The organism is Curtobacterium sp. PhB172, assembly GCF_003752545.1.
In the GTDB taxonomy this organism is placed as follows: domain Bacteria; phylum Actinomycetota; class Actinomycetes; order Actinomycetales; family Microbacteriaceae; genus Curtobacterium.
Map to the genome: position 1 here is coordinate 47035 of NZ_RKIF01000008.1, position 22138 is coordinate 69172.

Annotated in this window: 18 protein-coding genes; 9 read left to right on the forward strand and 9 right to left on the reverse strand. The window is 73.4% G+C overall.

Translation table 11 applies throughout. From position 1 onward, the window contains the following. Nucleotides 1–257 precede the first annotated feature (257 nt). From EDF42_RS09925 to EDF42_RS09945, 5 genes are read left to right on the forward strand one after another with little or no spacing between them, the layout of a single operon-like run. Nucleotides 258–1454: a glycerophosphoryl diester phosphodiesterase membrane domain-containing protein gene (locus tag EDF42_RS09925; protein WP_185040877.1), complete on the forward strand. Its 1197-nt coding sequence runs from the start codon at nucleotides 258–260 to the stop codon at nucleotides 1452–1454. Then, nucleotides 1451–2092: a DUF4129 domain-containing protein gene (locus EDF42_RS09930; protein WP_123672228.1), complete on the forward strand. Its 642-nt coding sequence runs from the start codon at nucleotides 1451–1453 to the stop codon at nucleotides 2090–2092. Before EDF42_RS09925 ends, EDF42_RS09930 begins: the two co-directional genes overlap by 4 nt. Further along, complete coding sequence (locus EDF42_RS09935) at nucleotides 2089–3321, forward strand: DUF4350 domain-containing protein (protein WP_123672229.1); 1233 nt, start codon at nucleotides 2089–2091, stop codon at nucleotides 3319–3321. Before EDF42_RS09930 ends, EDF42_RS09935 begins: the two co-directional genes overlap by 4 nt. Beyond that, on the forward strand, nucleotides 3318–4346 hold the full coding sequence (locus EDF42_RS09940) for a MoxR family ATPase (RefSeq protein WP_235036026.1): 1029 nt from the start codon (nucleotides 3318–3320) through the stop codon (nucleotides 4344–4346). Before EDF42_RS09935 ends, EDF42_RS09940 begins: the two co-directional genes overlap by 4 nt. Further along, nucleotides 4346–5698 carry a DUF58 domain-containing protein gene (locus tag EDF42_RS09945; RefSeq protein ID WP_123672230.1) on the forward strand — a complete coding sequence of 451 codons (1353 nt, stop codon included), beginning with the start codon at nucleotides 4346–4348 and terminating at the stop codon, nucleotides 5696–5698. Before EDF42_RS09940 ends, EDF42_RS09945 begins: the two co-directional genes overlap by 1 nt. A 13-nt stretch (nucleotides 5699–5711) precedes the next feature. On the opposite strand, the gene EDF42_RS09950 is transcribed toward EDF42_RS09945, so the two are convergent. After that, complete coding sequence (locus EDF42_RS09950) at nucleotides 5712–6710, reverse strand: stage II sporulation protein M (protein WP_111085975.1); 999 nt, start codon at nucleotides 6708–6710, stop codon at nucleotides 5712–5714. A 42-nt stretch (nucleotides 6711–6752) separates the two neighbouring features. Between EDF42_RS09950 and EDF42_RS09955 the strand changes: the two genes are divergently transcribed. Beyond that, nucleotides 6753–7658: an RDD family protein gene (locus tag EDF42_RS09955; RefSeq protein WP_148067715.1), complete on the forward strand. Its 906-nt coding sequence runs from the start codon at nucleotides 6753–6755 to the stop codon at nucleotides 7656–7658. Here the strand turns inward: EDF42_RS09955 and ahcY are convergent. Next, on the reverse strand, nucleotides 7646–9124 hold the full coding sequence (gene ahcY, locus EDF42_RS09960; RefSeq protein WP_123672482.1) for an adenosylhomocysteinase: 1479 nt from the start codon (nucleotides 9122–9124) through the stop codon (nucleotides 7646–7648). The two genes, EDF42_RS09955 and ahcY, sit on opposite strands and share 13 nt — an antisense overlap. 104 nt (nucleotides 9125–9228) lie before the next feature. Further along, on the reverse strand, nucleotides 9229–9444 hold the full coding sequence (locus EDF42_RS09965; RefSeq protein ID WP_123338977.1) for a DUF3499 family protein: 216 nt from the start codon (nucleotides 9442–9444) through the stop codon (nucleotides 9229–9231). Between the two features lie 59 nt (nucleotides 9445–9503). Here EDF42_RS09965 and EDF42_RS09970 point away from each other — a divergent pair, with 59 nt between their 5' ends. Then, on the forward strand, nucleotides 9504–9944 hold the full coding sequence (locus tag EDF42_RS09970; RefSeq protein ID WP_123338976.1) for a metallopeptidase family protein: 441 nt from the start codon (nucleotides 9504–9506) through the stop codon (nucleotides 9942–9944). Between the two features lie 37 nt (nucleotides 9945–9981). Here the strand turns inward: EDF42_RS09970 and EDF42_RS09975 are convergent, their stop codons facing one another. The 5 genes from EDF42_RS09975 to manA all read right to left on the reverse strand — a co-directional run bounded on the left by EDF42_RS09975 (nucleotide 9982) and on the right by manA (nucleotide 17083). Then, nucleotides 9982–11385 (reverse strand): DUF5719 family protein, encoded by a 1404-nt coding sequence (locus EDF42_RS09975; protein ID WP_123672232.1) that lies wholly within the window; start codon nucleotides 11383–11385, stop codon nucleotides 9982–9984. Next, a complete protein-coding gene (locus tag EDF42_RS09980; RefSeq protein WP_148067717.1) occupies nucleotides 11382–14219 on the reverse strand; it encodes a glycosyltransferase family 2 protein in 2838 nt (945 codons plus the stop codon). The genes EDF42_RS09975 and EDF42_RS09980 overlap by 4 nt, the downstream gene beginning before the upstream one ends. Nucleotides 14220–14315: 96 nt before the next feature. Beyond that, nucleotides 14316–14648, reverse strand: a complete 333-nt coding sequence (locus EDF42_RS09985) for a WhiB family transcriptional regulator (RefSeq protein WP_395862573.1) — start codon at nucleotides 14646–14648, stop codon at nucleotides 14316–14318. A 188-nt stretch (nucleotides 14649–14836) separates the two neighbouring features. Then, complete coding sequence (gene galE, locus EDF42_RS09990; protein ID WP_123339070.1) at nucleotides 14837–15799, reverse strand: UDP-glucose 4-epimerase GalE; 963 nt, start codon at nucleotides 15797–15799, stop codon at nucleotides 14837–14839. Nucleotides 15800–15874: 75 nt separating this feature from the next. Beyond that, entirely contained in the window at nucleotides 15875–17083 is a 1209-nt protein-coding gene (gene manA / locus EDF42_RS09995; RefSeq protein WP_123338973.1) for a mannose-6-phosphate isomerase, class I, read from the reverse strand. Between the two features lie 45 nt (nucleotides 17084–17128). On the opposite strand from manA, the gene EDF42_RS10000 reads away from it, so the two are divergent. Together EDF42_RS10000 and EDF42_RS10005 are read left to right on the forward strand one after the other, a co-directional pair. After that, a complete protein-coding gene (locus tag EDF42_RS10000) occupies nucleotides 17129–19261 on the forward strand; it encodes an acyltransferase family protein (protein ID WP_123338972.1) in 2133 nt (710 codons plus the stop codon). A 30-nt stretch (nucleotides 19262–19291) separates the two neighbouring features. Then, on the forward strand, nucleotides 19292–20671 hold the full coding sequence (locus EDF42_RS10005; protein WP_185040878.1) for an O-antigen ligase: 1380 nt from the start codon (nucleotides 19292–19294) through the stop codon (nucleotides 20669–20671). Nucleotides 20672–20680: 9 nt separating this feature from the next. Here EDF42_RS10005 and EDF42_RS10010 read toward each other — a convergent pair whose 3' ends face one another. Further along, nucleotides 20681–22060 carry a hypothetical protein gene (locus EDF42_RS10010; protein ID WP_148067719.1) on the reverse strand — a complete coding sequence of 460 codons (1380 nt, stop codon included), beginning with the start codon at nucleotides 22058–22060 and terminating at the stop codon, nucleotides 20681–20683. Nucleotides 22061–22138 lie beyond the last annotated feature (78 nt).

The following is a 22138-nucleotide window of genomic DNA, read 5'->3' on the forward strand; positions in this document are numbered from 1 at the left end:
CGATAGCCGAGGCCCCGTCACGCGGCGTTTTCCGCCAGGATGGAGGTGGACCGCGCGTCGCAGCGCGGACCGACACGACGAAGGGGGCCGAGGTCATGTCCGATTGGCAGACGCCTGGCAGTGGTCAGCGGGGTGCCGGGCAGCAGGGCGCGTGGCAGGGACAGCCGGGAGGCCCGCCCCGCTTCTCCGCGCCGCCGCCGCCCGCCCCGGGGCCGGGTCGACCCCCCGGCGGTCGTCCGCCGTCCGGCTCGCGTCCGGTGATCCCCCTGCGCCCACTCGGGTTCGGTGACGTGCTCGGCGGCGCCTTCACGGTCTTCCGCCGCAACGCCCGCGTCCTGCTGCTCTGGAGCGTGCTGCTCAGCGGCGTGCTCGGGCTGCTCTCCACCCTCGTCAGCACGTTCGGCCAGCAGGCGCTGCAGTCGCGGATGATGACGGCGTTCGACGGCAGCGGTGGTGGCGACACGATCGTCGCGGGCTCGGTGACGCTGTGGATCCTGCTGACGATCGGCCTGCCGTTCCTGGCGTACCTCGGTCGCGGCTTCCTGGTGGCACCGGTCGCCGCGGACACCGGCCAGCGTGTGCTCGGCCGTCGCGCGACCTTCCGGGGCCTGTGGGCGTTGCTCGCCGGGCGGCGGTGGCCGGTCGTCGCGTGGATGTTCGTGCAGATCGGCGCGGGGCTCGTCGTCGGGATCATCGTCGCGGTGGTGTTCGTCGGGTTCTTCGCGGCGCTCGGTGCCGGGGACGCCGGCGCCGGGTGGTTCGTCCTGGCGGTCTTCGTGATGGTGCTCGGCTTCGGTGTCGTGCTGACGTGGCTCGGCATCCGCTTCGCCTTCACCGTGCCGACCATCGCGCTCGAGGGCCGGCCGGTCTTCGCCGCCGCCGCGCAGTCGTGGCGGCTCACCCGAGGTGCGTTCTGGCGGACCTTCGGCATCCTGCTGCTCGTTCAGGTGATGTTCGGGGTCGCGGCGTCGATCGCCACGGCGCCGCTCACCATCGGGGCCGTGCTCGTCGGCGGGGTGTTCGACCCGCTCGGGCAGACCGACGCGTCCTCGGGCATCGGTGCGGGCGCCCTCGTCCTGATCGTCATCGGCAGCCTGCTCGCGATCGCGGTGCAGTGCGTCACCGACGTGCTGAGCGCGGCGGTCGTCACCTTCCTGACCATCGACCGACGGATCCGGACCGAGGCCCTCGACCAGCGCATCGCCTCGCACCTCGACACCGGGCAGCCGGCCGACCCGTTCGCACCGTCCGCGCCGGTCGCCCGATCGCCGTGGCCGCAGCAGCCGTGGGCCGGGCAGCAGCAGCCGTGGCAGCAGCAGCAGTGGCCCGGGCAGCCCCCGCAGGCGTGGCCCGGACAGCAGCAGGCGCAGCAGCCCCGGCCCGGACAGCAGCAACCGTGGCCGCAACTCCCGCCGCAGCAGGGGCAGCACCGCCCGCCGGACGGGACCGCATGACCGCGGTCGACCCCGACGAGGCCCGCCGTCTGCTCGAACGCGAACTCGACCGGCCCGCGTACGACGGCGCGCACGTGACCTGGTGGGACCGCGCGTCACGGACGTTCCTCGACTGGCTCGGGTCGCTCCGCGCCGACGGGCTCGACTCCCCCGTCGCGGCACGCACGGCCCTGGTGATCGCGATCGTGGTGCTCGTCGCCGTCGTCGTGCTCGTCGTCGTGGCCCGCGGGCTCCCCCGACGTCGTGCACGCAGCGACGCGGACGACACCGGCGGGGTGTTCGACGACGACGACCTCCGGCCCGCCCGCGAACTGCTCGAGGCCGCACAGTCCGCGATCCGCCGGGGCGACTGGTCGGCCGCGGTCCTCGACGGCTTCCGTGCGACCGCCCGCGGCCTCGGCGAGCGCGACCTGGTCCCGAACGTCCCCGGGGCCACCGCACGCACCATCGCCGTGCGGGGAGCCGCGCCCTTCCCCGCCGAGGCCCCGGCGCTCGACGACGCCGCGACGGCCTTCGACGCCGTCCGCTACCTCGGGCTCGACGCCGACGAGGCCACTGCTCGCCGGGTCCTCGACACCGAGCGTGCCGTGCGCCAGGCTCGTCCGGCAAGGTCCACGGGGCCGGTGGTACCGGCATGACCGCCAGCACTGCCACCGCCGCCGCGCCGCGCACGGGTGCGCCGTCGCCGGACCGGCCAGAGGGCCGCCGACTCAGGTTCGGCTTCTGGATCGCCATCGTGCTCGTCGGGATCGTGCTCGCGGTGCTCACGGCCGTGGTGCAGGGCGCCGAGGGCCCGGAGCGACGCCCCCTCGACCCGACCTCGACCACCGCGAGCGGATCGGCCGCGCTGGTCCGTGTCCTGGAGCAGCGTGGCACCTCCGTCCGGGTGACCGACCGTGCCGACGGGATCGACGGTGGCACGGTGTTCGTCGACGACTCCGACGGCGTCCTCGACCCAGGCGTCGCCGAGCGCATCGCCCGGACCGCCGACCACGTGGTCCTGGTGGGCGTCGACTCCACGCCGTTCACGTCGTTCGGCCTCGACGTCACCACGGCCACCGCGCCCGAGGGCGACGACACCGTGTCCACCGCGTCCTGCGCGATCCCGGCCGCGGCGTCGGCCGCGCGGGTGTCCACCGCCGGGTACGGCTACACGGTGGACGACCCCGACGCGGACCGCTGCGCGCCGTCCGGCAGCGGCGACGACCGAGCCTGGGGACTCGTCCGCGCGGCGACGCCCGGCGGTGACGTCACCCTCGTCGGCACCACGTCGGCGTTCCGCAACGACACGATCGCGACCGCCGGGAACGCCGCGCTCGCCCTCGGCCTGCTCGGCTCGGACGACCGTCTCACCTGGTACACGCCGACCGTCGGCGCCCCCGACGCCGCCCCGACCCTCGGCGACCTCGCACCGCCGTGGGTGCCGAGCGGCATCGCGCTGCTCGCCCTGGTGGCCGTCGCCGCTGCGGTGTGGCGGGGCCGACGTCTCGGGCCGCTCGTCGTCGAACGGATGCCCGTCGTGGTCCGCGCCGCCGAGACCACCGAGGGCCGGGCCCGGATGTACGCCCGCACCCACGACCGCACCCACGCCCTGGACACCCTCCGCGTCGCCGCGGTGCGCCGGATCGGTCGGATGCTCGGACTCCCCCGGTCCGCGCACGTCGACGACGTCGTCCGCGCAGCGGCCCGCGCCACCGGCATCCCGCACGACCGCGTCGGCGCCGTCCTCGTCGGCGGTCCGACCTCCGACGACCGCGCCCTCGTCGACGGCACGAGGGCACTCGACGACCTCGAACGGGCCGTCCGACGATCCACCTCGGGCGACCGTCCCAGCACCGACCACGACCGACCAGGAGCACGACCGTGACCGACCTGCCAGCTGCCCCCGACCAGCACGACCCCGCACCGGGTCACCGCGCCCCGCACGACCGGAACCAGCACGACCCCGGGCTTCGCGACGCCTTCGGGCGGGTCCGGGCCGAGGTCGCCAAGGCCGTCGTCGGACAGGAGGGCGCGGTGTCCGGCATGATCGTCGGACTCCTGGCACAGGGGCACGTGCTGCTCGAGGGCGTGCCCGGCGTCGCCAAGACCCTGCTCGTCCGCAGCCTGGCCGCCGCGATGTCCCTCGACACGAAGCGGATCCAGTTCACGCCGGACCTGATGCCCGGCGACGTGACCGGTTCGCTCGTGTACGACGCCTCCACCGGCACGTTCCCGTTCCGCGAGGGCCCCGTCTTCACGAACGTGCTGCTCGCCGACGAGGTGAACCGCACGCCCCCGAAGACCCAGTCCGCCCTGCTCGAGGCGATGGAGGAACGCCAGGTCAGCGTCGACGGTGACGCCCGGCTGCTGCCCGACCCGTTCTTCGTCGCCGCGACCATGAACCCGATCGAGTTCGAGGGCACGTACACGCTCCCCGAGGCGCAGCTCGACCGCTTCCTGGTGAAGCTGACGCTCGACATCCCGCCGCGCGACGTCGAGTGGCAGGTCCTCCGCAGGCACGCCGACGGCTTCGTGCCGCGGGACGTCCGGTCGGCGGGCATCACCCCCGTGGTCGGCGTCGACGAGGTCCTCGCCGCGCAGCGCGCCGTCCGGGCCGTCGGTGCCCGTGACGACGTGCTGGCGTACATCGTCGACCTCGCCCGCGCCACCCGTCAGGCACCGTCCGTCCGCGTCGGGGTCAGCCCGCGCGGTGCGACGGCCCTGCTCGCTGCCGCGAAGGCCTGGGCGTGGCTCACCGGCTACGACGCCATCACGCCCGACCACGTGCAGGCGATGGCCCTGCCGGTCTGGCGGCACCGGCTCCGGGTGGCCGCCGACGCCGAGCTCGAGGGTGTCGGCGCCGACGGTGTGCTCCAGCAGGTGCTCGAGCAGGTGCGGGTGCCGATCTAGTGGCGGTCTCCGGCCGGTTCGTCGCGCTGCTCGCCGTCGCCGTCGTGCCCACCGTGCTGCTCGCCAGCGGGTGGGCCGGCCTGGCGTGGGTCGTCGTCGTGCTGCTCGCCGCGGCCCTCGACGTGCTCCTCGCCGCCGACCTGGCACGCGTGCGGGTCGAACGGCGGATGCCGCGACTGGCCCGTCGGGACAGCACCGCCGACGGCACGCTCGTGCTCGCGAACGACGGCGGGCGGGTGCTCCGGGGCATCGTCCGCGACATGTGGGAGCCCTCGGCCGGACACCGGCCGCGCCGGGTCCGGATGACAGTGCCGGCGGGCGAACGGCGGACCGCCCGCATGCGGTTCACCCCGTTCCGCCGCGGTCGGCGCCGCACGGCCGGCGTCGCGGTCCGGGCGTTCGGTCCGCTCGGTCTCGCCGCCCGCCAGCGGGTCGTCACGGCGCCGGGCGAACTCGTCGTCACCCCGCCGTTCCGCTCGCGACGGCACCTGCCGTCACGGCTGGCCCGGTTGCGCGAACTCGACGGCGAGACCACGCTGCAGCTCCGCGGCCACGGCACCGAGTTCGACTCGCTGCGCGACTACGTCCGGGGCGACGACGTCCGCTCGATCGACTGGCGAGCGACCGCCCGACGGCAGGACCTCGTGGTCCGCACCTGGCGCCCGGAGCGCGACCGTCGGGTCGTGGTCGTCGTCGACGCCGGACGCGCCGGGGCTGGACGGGTGGCCGACGAACCGCGCCTCGACACCTTCATCGAGTCCGCACTGCTCCTCGGTGCCCTGGCCGCGGCCGCCGGCGACCGGGTCGACCTGGCGGTCCTCGACGACACCGTCCACGACCGTGTGCACGGGGCGACCCGCACCGACGTGGTCCAGCGCTTCGGGGAGGCCCTCGCGATGGCGGAACCCGGGCTCGCCGCCACCGACTGGTCCGCCGTGCCGGCGCTCGTCGACTCGATCACGACCTCGCGGGCGCTCGTCGTGCTGGCGTCGAGCCTCGACTCGGTCGGTGCCTCCGGTGACCTGCTGGCGGTGCTGCCCCGGCTCACCCGGCGGCACGCCGTCGTGGTGACGAGCATCGAGGACCCGGCGGTGCAGCGGACCGCACGCGGCGGGGTGGACCCGGCCACGACGATCCGCACGGCGCCGGGCGGACGCGTGCCGGGCCTCCCCACCGGCGCGGAGCGCGACGTGTACCGGCGGGCAGCCGCCGAACGCACCCTGCTCGATGCCGACGGCGTCGCCGACGTCGCACGCCGGAGCGGCGCCGAGGTCGTCCGTGGCGCACCGGAGGACGTCCCACCGCTCGTGGCCGACGCCTACCTGCGCGCGAAGGCGACCGGCCGGCTCTGAAACCGCGCGGACGCTACCCGGCGACCAGGGCGGACGTGCCGCGCTCGAACTCGTCGAGGTCGCCGCGCTCCCCGGCCCGGTACGCGCGACCGCCGAGCACCCACTGGTACGCCAGGACCGCGGCGAGCGCGATCGTCCCGATGCCGATCTTGACCGGCCACGGCCAGTCCTGACGGGTGACGATGCCCTCGACCAGGCCGGACAGCAGCAGCGTCAGCGTCAGGCCGACCGCGATCGTGATGAGGGCACGGCCGTCCTCGGCGAGGGCCTGCGCACGGGTCCGGTGCGGCCCCGGAGCGACCCACGACCAGAAGATCATCAGGCCCGCCCCGCCGGCGAGGAACACCGAGTACAGCTCGAGCTGGCCGTGCGGGGCGATGTAGAGGAAGAAGTCGGCCAGGCGCCCCTGCGAGTGCATGATCGCCGCGGAGACCCCGAGCCCGACGGCGTTCTGCATGATCGAGAACGGCACGAAGACGCCCGTGATGCCGAACGCGACCATGGTGGCCGCGATGTAGGCGTTGTTCGTCCACACCTGCGCCGTGAACGCGCCGAGGCCGTGGTCGGAGTAGTAGTCGACGAAGTCCTGGGTGGCGTACTGGCGGAGCGCCTCCGGCGTGCCGAAGGTCGCCGTCGCCCCCGGTGTCGTCGTGATCCAGACGGCCACGATCGCGCCGATCGCGACGGTCGCCAGCGCCACCCAGATCGTCACCCAGCGGATCCGGTACAGCGCCGCGGGCAGCTGCCGGGTGAAGAACAGGGCGACCGCGGTGAGCGGGTCGACCGGGGTGCCGGTGAAGCGCAGGCGGGCGCGGTACAGCGTGAGCGACAGCCGGTCGCCGGTCGCGGTGCGGGGTGCGGCGCCGCGGATGCGGGCGAGGTCCGTCGCGGCGGCCTGGTAGCCGGAGACGAGCTGGTCGACGTCGGCACCGGTGGTGTGCCGGGCGCGCGCGAGGCGGTCGAGCTCCTGCCACCGGTCGCGGTGCACCTCGGCGTAGGCGTCCAGGTCCACGTGTTCCCCCTCGTGTCGGCCGACTTCCGACAGAATGATCCCATGTCGAAGCCCCGCACGCCGCGCGACCTCGCCGACGCCCGGTTCTCGCTCGCCCTGGACGAGACCGCCGACGAGCTCGTGGTCGGCGAGGCGGTCGCGCTCGACGTGCAGCCCGCCGGACTCGTCCTGCGGTTGGCGTCGGCGCTCCTCGACGGGGTGTGCCTGCTCGTCCTGTACCTGCTGCTCGTGTTCGGGGTGTCCCGGCTGTGGCCGAGCGGCCTCGACGAGGCGTGGGGCGCCGCGCTGAGCATCGCCCTGTTCGTCTCCGTGCTCGTGCTCGTGCCGGCCGCCGTCGAGACGGTGACCCGGGGCCGCAGCGTCGGCCGGTACGCCGTCGGCACGCGGGTCGTCCGGGTCGACGGCGGTGCGATCGGGTTCCGGCACGCGTTCACCCGCGCGCTCGTCGGGCTGTTCGAGCTGTGGATGACGTTCGGGTCGGTGGCGCTGCTCGTGGCTTTGTTCGGCAGTCGTCCGCGGCGCCTCGGGGACCTGCTCGCCGGCACCGTCGTGCAGCACGAGCGGCTGCCGAAGCAGCGCGACCCCCAGGTGGTGCTGCCGCCCGAGCTGACGGCCTGGGCCACGATCGCGGACGTCTCGGCGCTGCCACAGCGACTCGAGAACCGGCTCGGCGCGTTCTTCCGCGGGGCCGCCGTGATGCGCCCCGAACTCCGGGAGTCCGCCGCCCGCGCGCTGGCCGCGGACGTCGCACCCTTCGCCTACCCGGTGCCGCCGGTGCCCGCCGAGGTGTTCCTCGCCGGGGTCGTCGTGCTGCGCCGTGGGCGGGACGTGCAGGCGCTGCGCTCCCGCGTCGGGTTGCTCACCGAGGCGGGCGCGACGGCGTCGGCACGGCCGCCGGGCTTCCCGCGCGAGCGCGGCGCCCGGCGCGCCCCGGCTCAGTACCGGTAGTGCTCGGGCTTGAAGGGGCCCTCGACCGGCACGCCGATGTACGCCGCCTGCTCCGGGCGCAGCGTCGTCAACTCCACCCCGAGGGCACCGAGGTGCAGGCGCGCGACCTTCTCGTCCAGGTGCTTCGGCAGCACGTAGACCCCCGTCGGGTACTCGTCACGACGGGTGTGCAGCTCGATCTGCGCCAGCACCTGGTTCGTGAACGAGTTGCTCATCACGAACGACGGGTGCCCGGTGGCGTTGCCGAGGTTCATCAGCCGCCCCTCGGACAGCACCAGGATCGAGCGGCCGGTCGGCAGACGCCACTCGTGCACCTGCGGCTTGATCTCGACCTTCTCGACACCGGGCAGCGACTCGAGCCCGGCCATGTCGATCTCGTTGTCGAAGTGGCCGACGTTGGCGACGATCGCCAGGTGCTTCAGCCCGAGCATCTCGTCGACGCCCACGACGCCGAGGTTGCCGGTGCACGTGATGACCATGTCGACGGTCTCGATGACGTCGGCCAGACGTGCCACCTGGTAGCCGTCCATCGCGGCCTGCAGCGCGCAGATCGGGTCGACCTCGCTGACGATGACGCGGGCGCCCTGGCCGCGCAGTGCCTCCGCCGCACCCTTGCCGACGTCGCCGTACCCGACCACGAACGCGACCTTGCCGCCCATCAGCACGTCGGTCGCACGGTTCAGGCCGTCGGGCAGGGAGTGGCGGATGCCGTACTTGTTGTCGAACTTCGACTTCGTCACGGAGTCGTTCACGTTGATCGCGGGGAACCGCAGCTGTCCGTTCCGCGACAGCTCGTACAGGCGGTGCACGCCCGTGGTGGTCTCCTCGGTGACGCCCTCGATGTCCGCGGCGATGCGGGTCCAGCGGTCGGACGACGTCTCGATCGACGCCGCGACGGTGTCGAGCACGATCGTCCACTCGGCGCTCGCGTCGGCACCCGCGACGGGAGCAGCACCAGCGGCTTCGGCGTCGGCACCGGTGTGCACGAGCATCGTGGCGTCGCCGCCGTCGTCGAGGATCAGGTTCGGACCGGCCCAGTCGGCTCCGGCGGCAGCGGCCTCGGCGGTCCAGTCGAAGATGCGGCTGGTGCACCACCAGTACTCCTCGAGCGTCTCGCCCTTCCACGCGAACACGGGGACGCCGGCTGGTGCGTCCGGTGTGCCGGTCGGGCCGACCGCGATCGCCGCGGCGGCTTCGTCCTGCGTGGAGAAGATGTTGCAGCTCGCCCATCGCACCTGCGCACCGAGGGCGACGAGCGTCTCGATCAGGACGGCCGTCTGCACCGTCATGTGCAGCGACCCCGCGATGCGCGCGCCGGCCAGCGGCTGCGCCGCCCCGAACTCCTCGCGCAGGGCCATCAGGCCCGGCATCTCGTTCTCGGCGAGGCGGATCTGGTGGCGGCCCGCCTCGGCGAGCGAGAGGTCGGCGACGCGGTACGGTGCTGCGGTCTGGGCTTCGGTGGGCATGCCCATCAGTCTTCCATGCCGGGAGGCGCGGGTCCCCAGCCGACGTCGGTCACGTTCCACGGGCCTCCCGTGCACCGCCGCTGGTGCGTCGCGGACGCGAGCCGTCAGTCGGTCTCGCGCTGCAGCGGCTCGCGCCGCACCACCTGCCAGCCGCGCGGGACGCGCAGACCGGCGGCGTGCCGGGTGCAGAGGTCGTAGCCGTGCGGTTCGACCCGCGTGGAGAGCGGCCCGACGACGACCATGGAGTCCCCGTAGTCGTAGGTCAGGGTCGCCGAAGCGCTCGCGGCGCACGCGACCTTGCTGCAGATCCTCACGTCCATGTCGACACGGAGCCTAGCGGAGCACCCGGGAGCACCCGGTGCGCGCGTACGATGTGGGGATGCGTCGCAAGCCCCGCCTCGTCACTCCCGTCGACCGCGGTCGAGGCCGGTCCCGGCACGGACGCGGCGGGCGGTCGAGCGTGACCGGTCCCGAACTCGCGCCGATCACGACCCGCGCCGAGGCCTTCGACCGCATCGTCGGCGACAGCGCCCACTACCTGATCGGGCTGTGGCCCGACGAACTGGCGGGCGTGGTGTTCCAGGTGGCCGACATGCCGACCGATGCCACCCTGCCCGACGCGATGCCCCGGTGGCGGATCGACCGCGACACCCGCAGGGTCACCGTGTTCCGGATCCCGGTCGAGCGGGTGAACCGCAGCCCCGAGAAGGACGACGCGGACCGGCGGATCATCATCGAGACGGCCGTGTTCCGGGCCGTCGGCGAGCTGATCGGCAAGGACCCGTGGGACCTGGCGCCGGAGCGCTACCGCCACTGGTGACGCCGCGGCACCCGGAGGCGCCGCACCGTCCTCGGCGTCAGGGGTAGACCCGCACCGGCGTGGACACCTGGGTCGAGGGCCGCACCGGGAACCCGGCGATGCCGTCGTCTCCGAGGTAGGTCACACCGGCGACGACACCGTCCGTCCCGGAGAGCGACAACTGCTTCGCGGTCTGCACCGGGACGGTCGCCGTGGCGCCGGACAGCAGCTCGACCGTGCGCTTCTCGTCCCCGGAGCGGATCGTGACCGTCCGGTCCTCCTGCGTGGGGTTGACGAGGTTCAGGCGGACGCCCTCCCCCGGCGCCACGGCCGTGATCACCCGGTCGCCGAGGGGCTCGGCCGAGGCGAACCAGCCGAGGTCGCTGCCGTCGTCCGCCGTCGGGGTGGTCGTCCGGGCACCGGCGACGACGGGCTGCGTCGAGGTGACGGTGAACGAGTACCGGCCGTCCGGGAAGTCGTCGAGCGCGACGTCGGTCACGACCCCGGGCTCGGCGGTGGCGTTGACGGTGGTACCGCCGCCGTCCGCCGTGGAGATGCCGAGGGTGACCCGAGCCGACTGCGTGCCGGGGACGAACAGCCGGACGACGGGGGCGGCGTCCGCGGTGTCGTCACCACGCTGTGCCTCCTGCGCACCGGCGAGCACGACGCCCGGGATGACCTGCGACCGCGACGGCGCGGCGCCGCCGGAGACGATGTCGTAGCCGCCGGGGGTCAGCGTGCGGACGACGGTCTCCTGCATGTGGGCCACGATCTGCCCGCCGGAGGACGACACGTGCACGACGGTCGATCCCTGGTCGGACACGAAGCCGGACAGCGGGACGACCTTCTGGGTGTTCGGGGCGACGACGATGCCGGTCGTGCCGGGGGCGCTGACCGTGCCGGCGCCGTCGTAGATCGCCAGGTCGACGGTGGCGTTCACGTCCGTCGGGTTCGACAGGGTGACGAGGCTGGTGCGCCCGGTCTCCGTCGAGCCGCCGACGAGCCAGGTCGACTGCGACGGGTCGTCGCACGACGCCGCGCCCGCTCCCACCAGGTCGCCGCTGGACACGCTCTGGTAGCTGCTGCCCGCGACCTGGGGCGTGCTGTCGCCCGCAGGGGCGGTCAGCAGGCGCGGGTCGCTGCCGCCGGTCGACGACGGGTCGAGCGCGGACCGTTCGACGGTCGAACCGGTCGTCGCCGTGGACACGGTCGCCGACCCGACGGTGCTCGCCTGGGTGGCGTCGTTGCCGGAGTCGTCGGACAACCGCAGGGCGCTGCCGGCGCAGACGCGCTCGGCGTCGGCGGGCACCGGGGTGACGGTCCGGCCGGCCGGGCGACCCGGCTCGGCTGCGGTGCCGTAGGCGTGCGCAGCCGTGACGGCGCCGGCAGCGACGACGACGGCGATCGCGGTCGCGGTGCCGCGGACGACCCAGCGTCGGACGGAGCGGGTGGTGGTGCTCATTCGTCGCGCTCCTCGTCGAAGGTGGTCGCGGGTTCCTCGGCCTCGATGACGTTCGAGGTGGCGCGGCGGCGGCGCGGGGCCGTCGGCACGGCGAGCAGCGCCGCCGCCCCGAACACCACGCCGAGCACGACCAGGTAGAGGACGTGCGTGGCACGGGCCGCGGCGGACCCGGTGGTGGTCCGGTCGACGTCGCCCTCGTAGTGGAACAGCTGACCGTTCGTGGTCTCACCGATGCTCGTGAAGAGGGCGTTCTGCCCGATCGCGCCCGCGGCCCGGTCGTGCACCGTCTGCGCCTCGGGGTCGTCGCCGGCGTCGTCGAGCAGGACGAAGCTGATGCCGAGTTCCTGCAGCGCCGGTCGTGGGTCGTAGCCGCTTCGGCTCGCCAGGTTGCCGGCGAGCGTCGTCAGCCGGGCGCCGGACTCGCTCAACCGCAGGGCGGTGGCGTCGAGGGTCGACTGGTCGTCGAGGGTGGCGCCCTGTCCGCGTTCGAGCGCGACCGCGAGCGACCCGTCGTCCTGCGGCACCACGACGAGCGTGCCGACGTCGGGGTTCGCCTGCGCCTCGGCGTTCACGTACGCGCTGAGCACCCGGCCGGTGGTCGGCTGGATGGCGGCGTTGCCGAGGTAGAACGCGGCGAACGCCGGGGCCACCGCCACACCAGCGAGCACCGTCGCGACGAGCCCGGTGACCGGTGCGGCCTTCGGCAGCACGTCGATCCCGATGCAGGCAGCCACGACGATCGCGAGCCAGTACACCGACAGGCCACTGCCCGGCCACACGATGGTGGTGGTCGACCCGACGCCGGTGACGGCCACGTGGGTGGCGGCGAACGCCGTGCCGAAGCCGAGCAGTGCGACGACGAGCGCCGAGCCGGCGACGGCCCAGCGGTGTCCGAGCATCGCGCCGATGGCGGCGGCGGCGATCGGCACGGCCAGGACGGCCATCACGATCGGCAGCCACGTGCCGACGGCGGCGAGCCCGGACGTTGCGGGCAGCCACCCGCTCCAGTCCGGCAGCGGCTGTCCGATGGCCAGCTGCAGCGCGGACGGCGCACGGGTGGCCGAGGGGACGCCGGGATCGGCGAAGACGGCGAGGACGTTGCCGCGGGCGACCTGGGCGAGGACGAGCGGCAGGAAGAGCACCGCGGTCGGCACCGGGATGAAGGCCCGACGGTGTGCACGGCGCCACCCGACGACGAGCGCGACGAGCCACGCGACCAGCAGGACCGGCAGCACCGACGGTGCCGAGGCCGCCGCGACCGCGAACAGCAGCGAGGCGCCGGACGCCCACGCCCACGAGCGGTGCGCCTCGAGCACGGCGACGAACAGCCACGGCAGCACCAGGTGCGCGATGACGGCGCCGAGGTGACCCGTCGTGACCGCGCCGACGAGCGAGGGCGCGATGGCGTACAGCGCGGCCCCGATCACCGGAACCCACTTGCGGGTGGTCACCTTGCGGACGGCGAACCACGCGCCGAGCGCGGACACGGGGAAGGCGACGAGCATCACGAGCACGACGGACGTCGAGGGCGACCAGAACACGATCGAACCGAGGACCGCCAGCACGGCGGCGAACGGATCGGAGGGGCCGGTGAACCCGGTGCCGAGGGAGTGCCAGCCGTACCCGACATTCTGCCAGAGCTGCCCGACGCTCGTGCTGAGGGGCAGCAGGCCGCCGCCGGTCAGCGCCGGCGAGCCGAGCAGGGGGTAGAGCGTCACGACGCTCAGGACCGCCGCGGCCAGCACGACCCAGATCCCGCCGTCGCCGAGGAACGACGCCCGTGCGATCGGTGCGTCCTCGACCCGGGCGAGTTCCACGTCCCGCGAGGTGGTCCGGTGCTCGTGCACCCGACGCCAGCTGACCCGGAGCGGTTCGACGGCGGCCCAGCCGAGCTTCTTCGTGCGGGCGAGGTTCCGACGCGCCCGACCGGTGCCACCGCCGAACGCCACCGCGAACGCCGCGGCGAGCTCGGGGACGACGGCCGCCGGGTGCTTGGCGACGAGGTGGCCGATCGCCCGGCCGAGTGCGAAGGGGACGAGGGTGAGCCAGTGCAGCCAGAGCAGTCCACCCGGCGCGTAGGTCATCCGGCGGTGCAGCTGCGCCTGCCGGTGCATGCGGACACGGCGGGCCTCGGAGACGCGCTTGCGGCCGAACTCCTCGACCGGACCGGCGGTGGTGACCTTCGCCTCGGGGACCACGGCCACGCGGTGCCCGGCCAGGCGGACCCGGACGCAGAAGTCGAGGGCGGCGTCGACGTCGGGCAGCGCCGGGTCGAAACCGGCGAGCTCGGTCCACACCGAGCGGCGCACGAGCATGCCGCCAGCGGCGACGCCGAGCACGTCGGTGTGCCGGTCGTGCTGGCCCTGGTCGAGCTCGTCCTGCACGAGGCCGATGGAGCGGCCGAAGCGCGTCATGCTCTCGCCGAACGCGCGGATGATGGAGGGGTCGTCGTCGGCGACGAGCTTCGGACCCGCCACGACCACGGACGGCGCGATCTCGACGGCGGAGAGCAGGTCGGCGAGCGCGGTCGGCGCCGGTGCGTTGTCGTGTCCGAGCAGCCACAGCCACTCGTCGACGGGCTCGTCCGCGACGGTGGGCGGAGCCTCGCGCTCCCCGCGGGCGACGGCCTCGCCGAAGGGGCGTCCGGCCGGCAGGCGCAGGAGCTCGGCGGACCCGCCGAAGGACAGTCCCGCGGTGGAGCCGTCGGTCGACCCGACGTCGACGACCACCAGGTTCTCCGGGTGGCGGGTCTGGGCCGCGAGTGCGTCCAGGGTCCGGTCGAGGTGGGCCGCTCCGTTGGCGGCGACGAGGATCGCGGTGACTCTGGGCTGCATGACGGGCGTCACTCTACGGTCTGGAGGCACGGCGTCCGCTGCGGACGGCGGCGCGCCGTGAACCTGTGGGCGCGCTCACCGCGCGGTGCGGGACCGTCAGGCGCGCTTACGCAACTTGCGACGCTCGCGCTCGGACAGGCCGCCCCAGATGCCGAAGCGTTCGTCGTTCTCGAGTGCGTACTCGAGGCACTGCGCCCGGACCTCGCACGACGTGCAGATCTTCTTCGCTTCGCGCGTGGAGCCGCCCTTCTCGGGGAAGAACGCCTCCGGGTCGGTCTGTGCGCACAACGAGTCGACCTGCCACGCGAGCGGGTTCTCCTCGTCGTCCGTCTCCGGCCGTCGAACACCCGGGACGCCGAGCGCCACGGGGTCGACGTGCCAGTCCTCCGGAACTCCGGCGTGGAAGTCGGAACTGTTCACCCTGATCACCCCTGACGTCTCGATAACGGGACCACAACGATTGAAGTCGTTGCCTGTAATTACAGCGGTGTCATTCGCCTGAGTCAAGTCGCGGATCATAGAAGGCACTGACCGCTTCGGCGTGTCATGTCCCCCGTCTGGGCGTGTCGCACCCGGTCTGTCGGGGTTTCGGGGGACAACTGACACGTCCTCAGCCACTAGGAGGCGCTGCGGCGGGCCTCCCACGCACTCGTGACCATCTCGTCCAGGGTGTGGCGCATCGCCCAGTCCAGGTCGCGCGTCGCGGCTTCGCCGGTGGCCACGATGCGCGCCGGGTCACCGGGGCGGCGGGGAGCGACCTCCGGCTCGAAGGCGATCCCGGTGCCCTTCGCCATGGCGTCCATGATCTGCCGGACGCTCACACCGTCGCCGCTGCCGAGGTTGTACGCCTGCTCGAGCGGCTCCCCCGCCTCGAGCTTCTGCGCCGCGACGGCGTGCGAGTGCGCGAGGTCGGCGACGTGGATGTAGTCGCGGACGCAGGTGCCGTCCTCGGTGGCGTAGTCGTCGCCGTTGATGCGGGGCGTGCGGCCGGCCAGCAGTGCGTCGAACACGAGCGGGAACAGGTTGTGCGGGCTGGCGTCGTACAGGTCGGGCTCGCCGGACCCGACGACGTTGAAGTAGCGGAGGGAGGTCGTCGTGAAACCCGCGGCGACCTCCATGTCGCGCAGCAGCCACTCGCCGATGAGCTTCGACTCGCCGTACGGGGACTCGGGTGCCTTCGGGGTCGACTCCACGACGACGTCGACGTCCGGGGTGCCGTACACCGCGGCGCTCGACGAGAAGACGGCCTTCGTGACGCCGTTCTCGGCCATCGCACGGAGCAGCGTCGCCATGCCGGTGACGTTCTGCTCGTAGGTGTGCAGCGGACGCTCGACCGAGACGCCGGCGTACTTGAAGCCCGCGACGTGCACCACGCCGGTGACGTCGTGCTCGCGCAGGGTGCGGGCGACCAGCTCGCCGTCCAGGATCGTGCCCTCGACGAACGGCACGTCGTCCGGCACGAACGCGCGGAAACCGCTCGAGAGGTCGTCGAACGCGACCGTGTCGATGCCGGCCGAGCGCAGTGCTCGGACGACGTGGGACCCGATGTACCCGGCACCGCCGGTGACCAGCCAACTCATGGTCGCCACGCTAGCGGACGGACGCGGCGCCCCGGTGGCGGCGTGCGGGACCGCGCCAGGGCGTGCGGCTCCGCGCTACCGACCGGTGGCGATGAAGACCGTCGACGTGACGCCGTTCGACGAGTCAGCCTCCACCGTGACGTCACCCTCGTCCGGCGTGATGAAGCAGGACTCGCCCTTGCGGAGCAGCGTGGCGGACGTCGCGCCGACGAGCGTCACGACGCCCTCGGTGCAGATCGCGATCGACGGTCCGGTCAGCGGAGCCACGCCGCCGGTGCTCAGTCCGACCGGTCGTCCGTCCCCATCGACCCGCAGCAGCGCGAAGCCGACGCCCTCTGGCGCGAAGCGGTCCACGCCGGGGGCCAGGCGCTCGGGCTCGAGGACCGGTGCCGGGTACGCCGTGAAGTCGAGCACGTGCAGGAGTTCGGGCACGTCGACGTGCTTCGGCGTCAGTCCCCCGCGCAGCACGTTGTCGGACGGCGCCATCAGCTCGATGCCGAGGCCGTCCAGGTAGGCGTGGATGTTGCCGGCGGGCAGGTACATCGCCTGCCCCGCGGTGAGCGTCACCCGGTGCATGAGCAGGGAGACGACGATGCCGGGGTCGCCGGGCCAGCTCGTTGCCAGGTCGCGGACCGTGGCGGTGTTCGGCGTGAGCAGGTCGTCGTCGAGTGCCATCGCGAGGTCGCTCGCCGCCTGCACGACGGCGAGCGCGGACTCGTCGGCCGTCTCGAGCCAGCGCACGGTGTCCTCGAGGCCGTGCTGCAGGTGCACCTCGAGCGGGCCGAGCCGACCACTGCCGGCATCGAGCACGCGGACCTCGGCCAGGGTCTCCTCGACGGGGCGGAAGCCGCTCAGGGCCTCGAACCGCTCGCTCAGGGCGACGACGAGCTCGGGCTTCGGGAACGGGTCCTTGTAGTTGCGCGCCGGGTCGTCGACCGCGATGCCCTCGCGCTCCTCGCGCGCGAAGCCGGCCTCGGCCTGCTCCGGTGTCGGGTGCGCCTGCAGCGAGAGGGGCGCCGCCGCCGCGAGCACCTTCAGCAGGAACGGCAGCCCGGTGCGGTCAGCGCCCAGGGCGTCCTGCGGCTCCGCCTCGATCCAGTCGCGCAGGGTGTCGGCGCCGCCGACCATCGCCGGGTTGACGACCACGCTCGGGCTGCCGGCGTGCGCACCGAGCCAGAGCTCGGCCTGCGGGGCGCCGGTGACGGTGCGCCCGAGGAGCTCCGGGATCGCGGTGACCGAGCCCCAGGCGTAGTCGCGGGGGGTGTTCGTGATGCCGAGGAACATGGGCCAGAGCCTACCGGCGCGACGCGCGACACTAGAATCTCCGCGATGTCTGCACGCACGGTGGAGTCGCCGACCCGAGGGTCCCTCCGCACCTCGTCCCCCCGCACGACCGACCCGACCCGATGGGACATCCAGGGCCTCCGCGCGTTCGCGGTGCTCGCCGTCGTGCTCTACCACCTCTGGCCGAGCAGGCTCCCCGGTGGGTTCGTCGGGGTGGACGTGTTCTTCGTCATCTCCGGCTTCCTCATCACGGGGCACCTGCTGCGCGAGCTGACCGCCACCGGCCGGATCGGTCTCGCCGGCTTCTGGGCCCGACGTGCGAAGCGACTGCTCCCCGGGGCCTTCCTGACGATCGCCGCGACGGGGACCGCTGTGCTGATCTGGGTGCCCAGCGCACTGTGGGGCCAGTACGGCCGTGAGCTCATCGCCTCGACGGTCTACGTGCAGAACTGGCAGCTGGCCGCCGACTCGGTGGACTACCTGGCGCAGGGCAACCAGGCGTCCCCGTTCCAGCACTTCTGGTCGCTGTCCGTCGAGGAGCAGTTCTACATCGTCCTCCCGCTCCTGCTGCTCGCCGCACTGTGGAGCGCCCGCCGTCTCCGTCGGGGCGGGGTCTCCCCGGTCGTGGTCGCGCAGGTGCTGCTCGGCGCCGTGGTGGTGCTGTCCCTGGCGTGGAGCGTCGTCCAGACCGAGACCGCATCCGGGGTCGCCTACTTCTCGACGGCGACCCGGGCGTGGGAGTTCGCGCTCGGCGGCCTGGCCGCGACGATCCCGCTGGCCGCGCCCCGCACCGGCCCGGCCCGGTCCGTCCGGGTCGTCGGCGCGTGGCTCGGCGCTGCCGGCCTCGTGGCGTCGTTGTTCGTGATCACGGCGGCGACCCCGTTCCCCGGCATCGCGGCCGCGCTCCCCGTGGTGTCCGCCACGCTGGTCGTGCTGTTCGGCGGCCACTCCGGGTTGCAGCGGATCGGACGGATCACCCCGATCGGGTTCCTGGGGCGCATCTCCTACGCCGTGTACCTGTGGCACTGGCCCGCCGTCGTCCTGCTGCCGATCGTGCTCCGGCACGAGCTCACGACCAAGGACAAGGTCGCGATCTTCGTCGGCGCGGTGGTCGTCGCCTCGGTCACGACGCTGTGCATCGAGGAGCCCCTCCGGTTCTCCGGCTGGGTGCGCGCACTCCGCCCGCGCCGGGTCGCTCTGTACGGGGCCCTCAGCACCGTGCTCGTCGTCGCGCTCGGCGCCGCGTCCCTCACCGCACTCCACGTGCAGCAGGTGCAGGCGGCCGAGTTCCAGCAGCGTCTGAGCACCGGAGACGTCCGGTGCTTCGGTGCCGCCGCACTGATCTCGTCGGCCGACCCCTGTGTCAACCCCGCCCTCGCGGACGTCCGGGTGCCGGCCGCCTCGAACGCCCTCGACGACGACTCGAACCGGCCGGCGTGCTGGTCGAACGACTCGAGCGCGTTCAACGTCTGCGCCCTCGGTCCGAAGACCGGGTACACGGAACACCTGATCGCGATCGGCGATTCGCACAACAACGTCTTCGTGGACACCTACGAGAAGATCGCGAAGGCCCGGAACTGGCGCATCGACGTCGCAGGGCACCAGAGCTGCTACCTCACCACCGCGGTGCAGAAGGCGAACACGGAGAAGCAGGTCGACGACTGCGCCGCCTGGAAGCAGAACGCGATGGCGTACCTCCGCTCGCACAGCGACCTGGACGGCGTGATCGTCACGCACTCGACCGGCAACGGACCCGTCGTGCCCGCCGCTGGACAGTCGGACGCCGATGCCGTCGTCGACGGCATGGTGGCGGCCTGGCAGGCTCCGGCCGACGCCGGCATCCCGATCCTGGCCCTCCGCGACAACCCGACGGCACGCCCGGACGTGGTGGCCTGCGTCGGCCAGATGTCCGGTCCCACGACGAGCGAGTGCGACTCGAGTCGCTCGGTCGGCTTCAGCCTGTTCGAGGGCTCGGAGCAGGCGGCGGCCCGGATGCCCGGGAAGGCGCGCGTGATCGACCTGTCGCGCTACTACTGCACCGACACGATCTGCCCGGCGGTCATCGGCGGGGTGCTCGTGCACCGGGACCGCACCCACCTGACGAACACCTTCGCGACGACCCTGGCGCCGTACCTCGGCGACGAGATCGCCAGCACGCTCGCGGCCTTCCGGGAGTAGCGGCCGCCGATGAGCACGTACCCTGGCGTCGTGACGAACACCTGGCCGCTGTCGCGCGGGACCGTACCCGAGCGCGAGGCGTTCGCCTTCGGTGCGACGCTCCTCTTCGTCCTGTTCGCCGGGGACGCCTTCCCCAACACCCTGACCTGGTTCGGCGCAGCGGCGGTCTGGGCACTCGTCGCCGCGTGGGGCGTCACGATCCTGGTCCGCGCGAAGCCGCCGCTCGTCCGGACACCGTGGGCGCTCTGGTTCTTCCTCGCCTGGTGCCTGGTGTCGGTCGTCTGGTCGCACTGGCGCCCGGCGACGCTGGCGAGCATCGCCGCGCAGGTGATCTGTGCCGCGATGGCGTTGGCGGTCGCGTCGACCCTGACCTGGCGTCGCATCCTCGACGCGATGAGCCTTGCCTTCCGCTGGGTGGTGATGGGCTCGCTCCTGTTCGAGGCCGTGGTGGCGGTCGTCGTGCGGCACCCGATCGTGCCGGTCTGGACGGACTACGGCGACCGGGACATCCCGGACGCGTTCTACTTCTCGCGCGCGGAGCTCCTGACCGGCGGTCGCATCCAGGGGCTGCCCGGCAACGCGAACCTGCTCGCGATGGTCGCGCTGCTCGCGGCGATCGCCGTGGCGGTGCAGTTCGCCGAGGGGCGGATGCGTCGCAACCGTGCCGTCGCCTGGCTGGTCGTCGTCGGCGCCGTCCTCGTGCTGACCCGCTCGTCGACCGTGCTCGCCGCCGCGGTCGTGGTGGCGGTCGTGCTCCTGGTCGCCCTCTGGATCCGGCGGGTCCCGACCGGACACCGGACCCCGCGCTACCTGGTCGTGCTGGTCGGCGCGGTCGTCGCCGCAGGCGGAGCGTTCGTGGCGCGAGGGACGGTGTCGGAGCTGCTCGGCAAGGGTGCCGACGCGACCGGTCGCGGGGACATCTGGGCCCGCGTCCTCGGACTCATCGACCAGCACCCGGTCGTCGGGTGGGGCTGGATCGGCTACTGGTGGCCGGACGTCCCCACGCTCGCCGACCTTGCCCACCGCAAGGGTGTGACGTACCTGCAGGCCCACGACGCGTACCTCGACGTCTGGATGCAGACCGGCATCATCGGGCTCGTTCTGTTCGCGCTGTACGTCGTCACCACGCTGGACCGCTCGTGGTCGTCGGCCACCCGGATCGGGTACGACGCCACGCAGTCGCCCAGGCCGTTCGACCCGGTGTCGCTGCTGCCGTTGCTCGTCGTCGTCGCCCTCGTCGTGCAGTCCGTCGCCGAGTCACGCCTGCTGTACCAGGGCAACTGGGTGTTGTTCGCGCTGATCGCGATCAAGACCCGGATCGTCCTGGTCGGCGAGGAGCCGCTCTCCGCCGGCGACGGCCCACGCACTCCGTCCGCACGACGCGAGTTCCGGCTGCCGACCGTGCGCTGACGCCCGCCGTCAGTGCTCGAGCAACCGGGCGCACGGCACCTGTGCGGACCACGGCACCTTGCGGATCGCAACGCTCCGTGTCGGGTCCCCCGCGCACGCCTCGATCGCGGCGGGCACCTGCGTCGCCCACACCGGGCCGTCGCTGCGCCGCGTCGGGCCGGGTGCGACGTTGCCCAGCGTCGCGACGACCACGACCGCGACCACGCACCAACCGGCCAGCGCCCGCCCGGAGCGAGCCGGGCCTCCTGACCGGGATCCGCCGTGCGCCGGCCGTGCGCCGTCGGTCGCGCCACGCCCCCGACCGAGCAGGACGCTCGCTGCGACCACCGCCGCGGCGAGCAGCAGCAGCCCGGAGGCGGCCGCGTACCGCAGTGGCGGCACGGCAGCCAGCCCAGGCGTGGGGTGTGCCCATGCCTGCACCTCGCCGGCGTTGGCGACGAGCGCCGCCCACCAGACGCCACCGGAGACCACGGCGAGCGCCAGGACCGTCCAGCGTGCCCGCCAGGACCCGACGACGACCGCGGCGACCAGCGCCGCGGCGACCAGGAGCACGGGGACGAGCACGGCGCCCCAACCGTGCGTGACGACGACCCGAGCGACCGCGCCGACGTCCGGCGACCAGATGCCCGCGACCGGCTGCAGCAGCCACCCGGCGACCACGTCGGCGAACGCCGGGGCCCCCGGGGCCCGCGACCGGTGGTCGGTGACAGCGGTGACGATCTGCGCAGCGCCGCCGGCGAGGACGACGAGCGTCACCGGGACGGCGCGGGGCCACGCCCGGACGCCGGACGCATCGCGCAGCGGGAACCACGCGAGGAGCAGCATCGGCAGGAACAGCACGGTCTGCAGCTCGGTGAGGACGACGAAGCCGGTCAGGACGGCGACGATGCCCGACGCCCACCACGACCGTGCCCGGTACGCGAACAGCCAGGGGCACGCGAACAACAGGAACCAGTGCAGGTTCGCGACGTTCCCGCTGATCTCGTGGGGCGCGAGCGGCAGCAGGGCCGGCACCGCGGCGAGCAGTGCCCGGAGCGGCCACTGCGGCACGACGTCGCGCGCGAGCAGGAACACCGTGAGGGCCACCGCGCCGACCACCAGGCACGCAGCGGCGGACAGCGCACGCGCGTACTCCTCGACGGGCAGCGCCCACGCGGCGTCGACGAGCAGGCGCGGCACGAGGTGCAGGTACCCGGCGTAGGGGTGCAGGAGGGAGTCCACGGGCCCGAGCGCGAGCCGCTCGCGCAGGAAGACGCCGCCGTCCTCCGCCCACGCGGTGCCACGTGTCACCGGCCCGAGACGCCACCAGGCGAGCGACGTCGTGGCCAGGCCGACGAGGACCGCCGCTGCCGCACGGAGCGTGCCGGAACGGCGGAGGGTCGTGGTCACGGCACGCTGCATCGTGCGACGACGCTAGTCGAGTCATCGCGTATCAGCCATATCGACGCTCCGCGATGACCTCGCGCC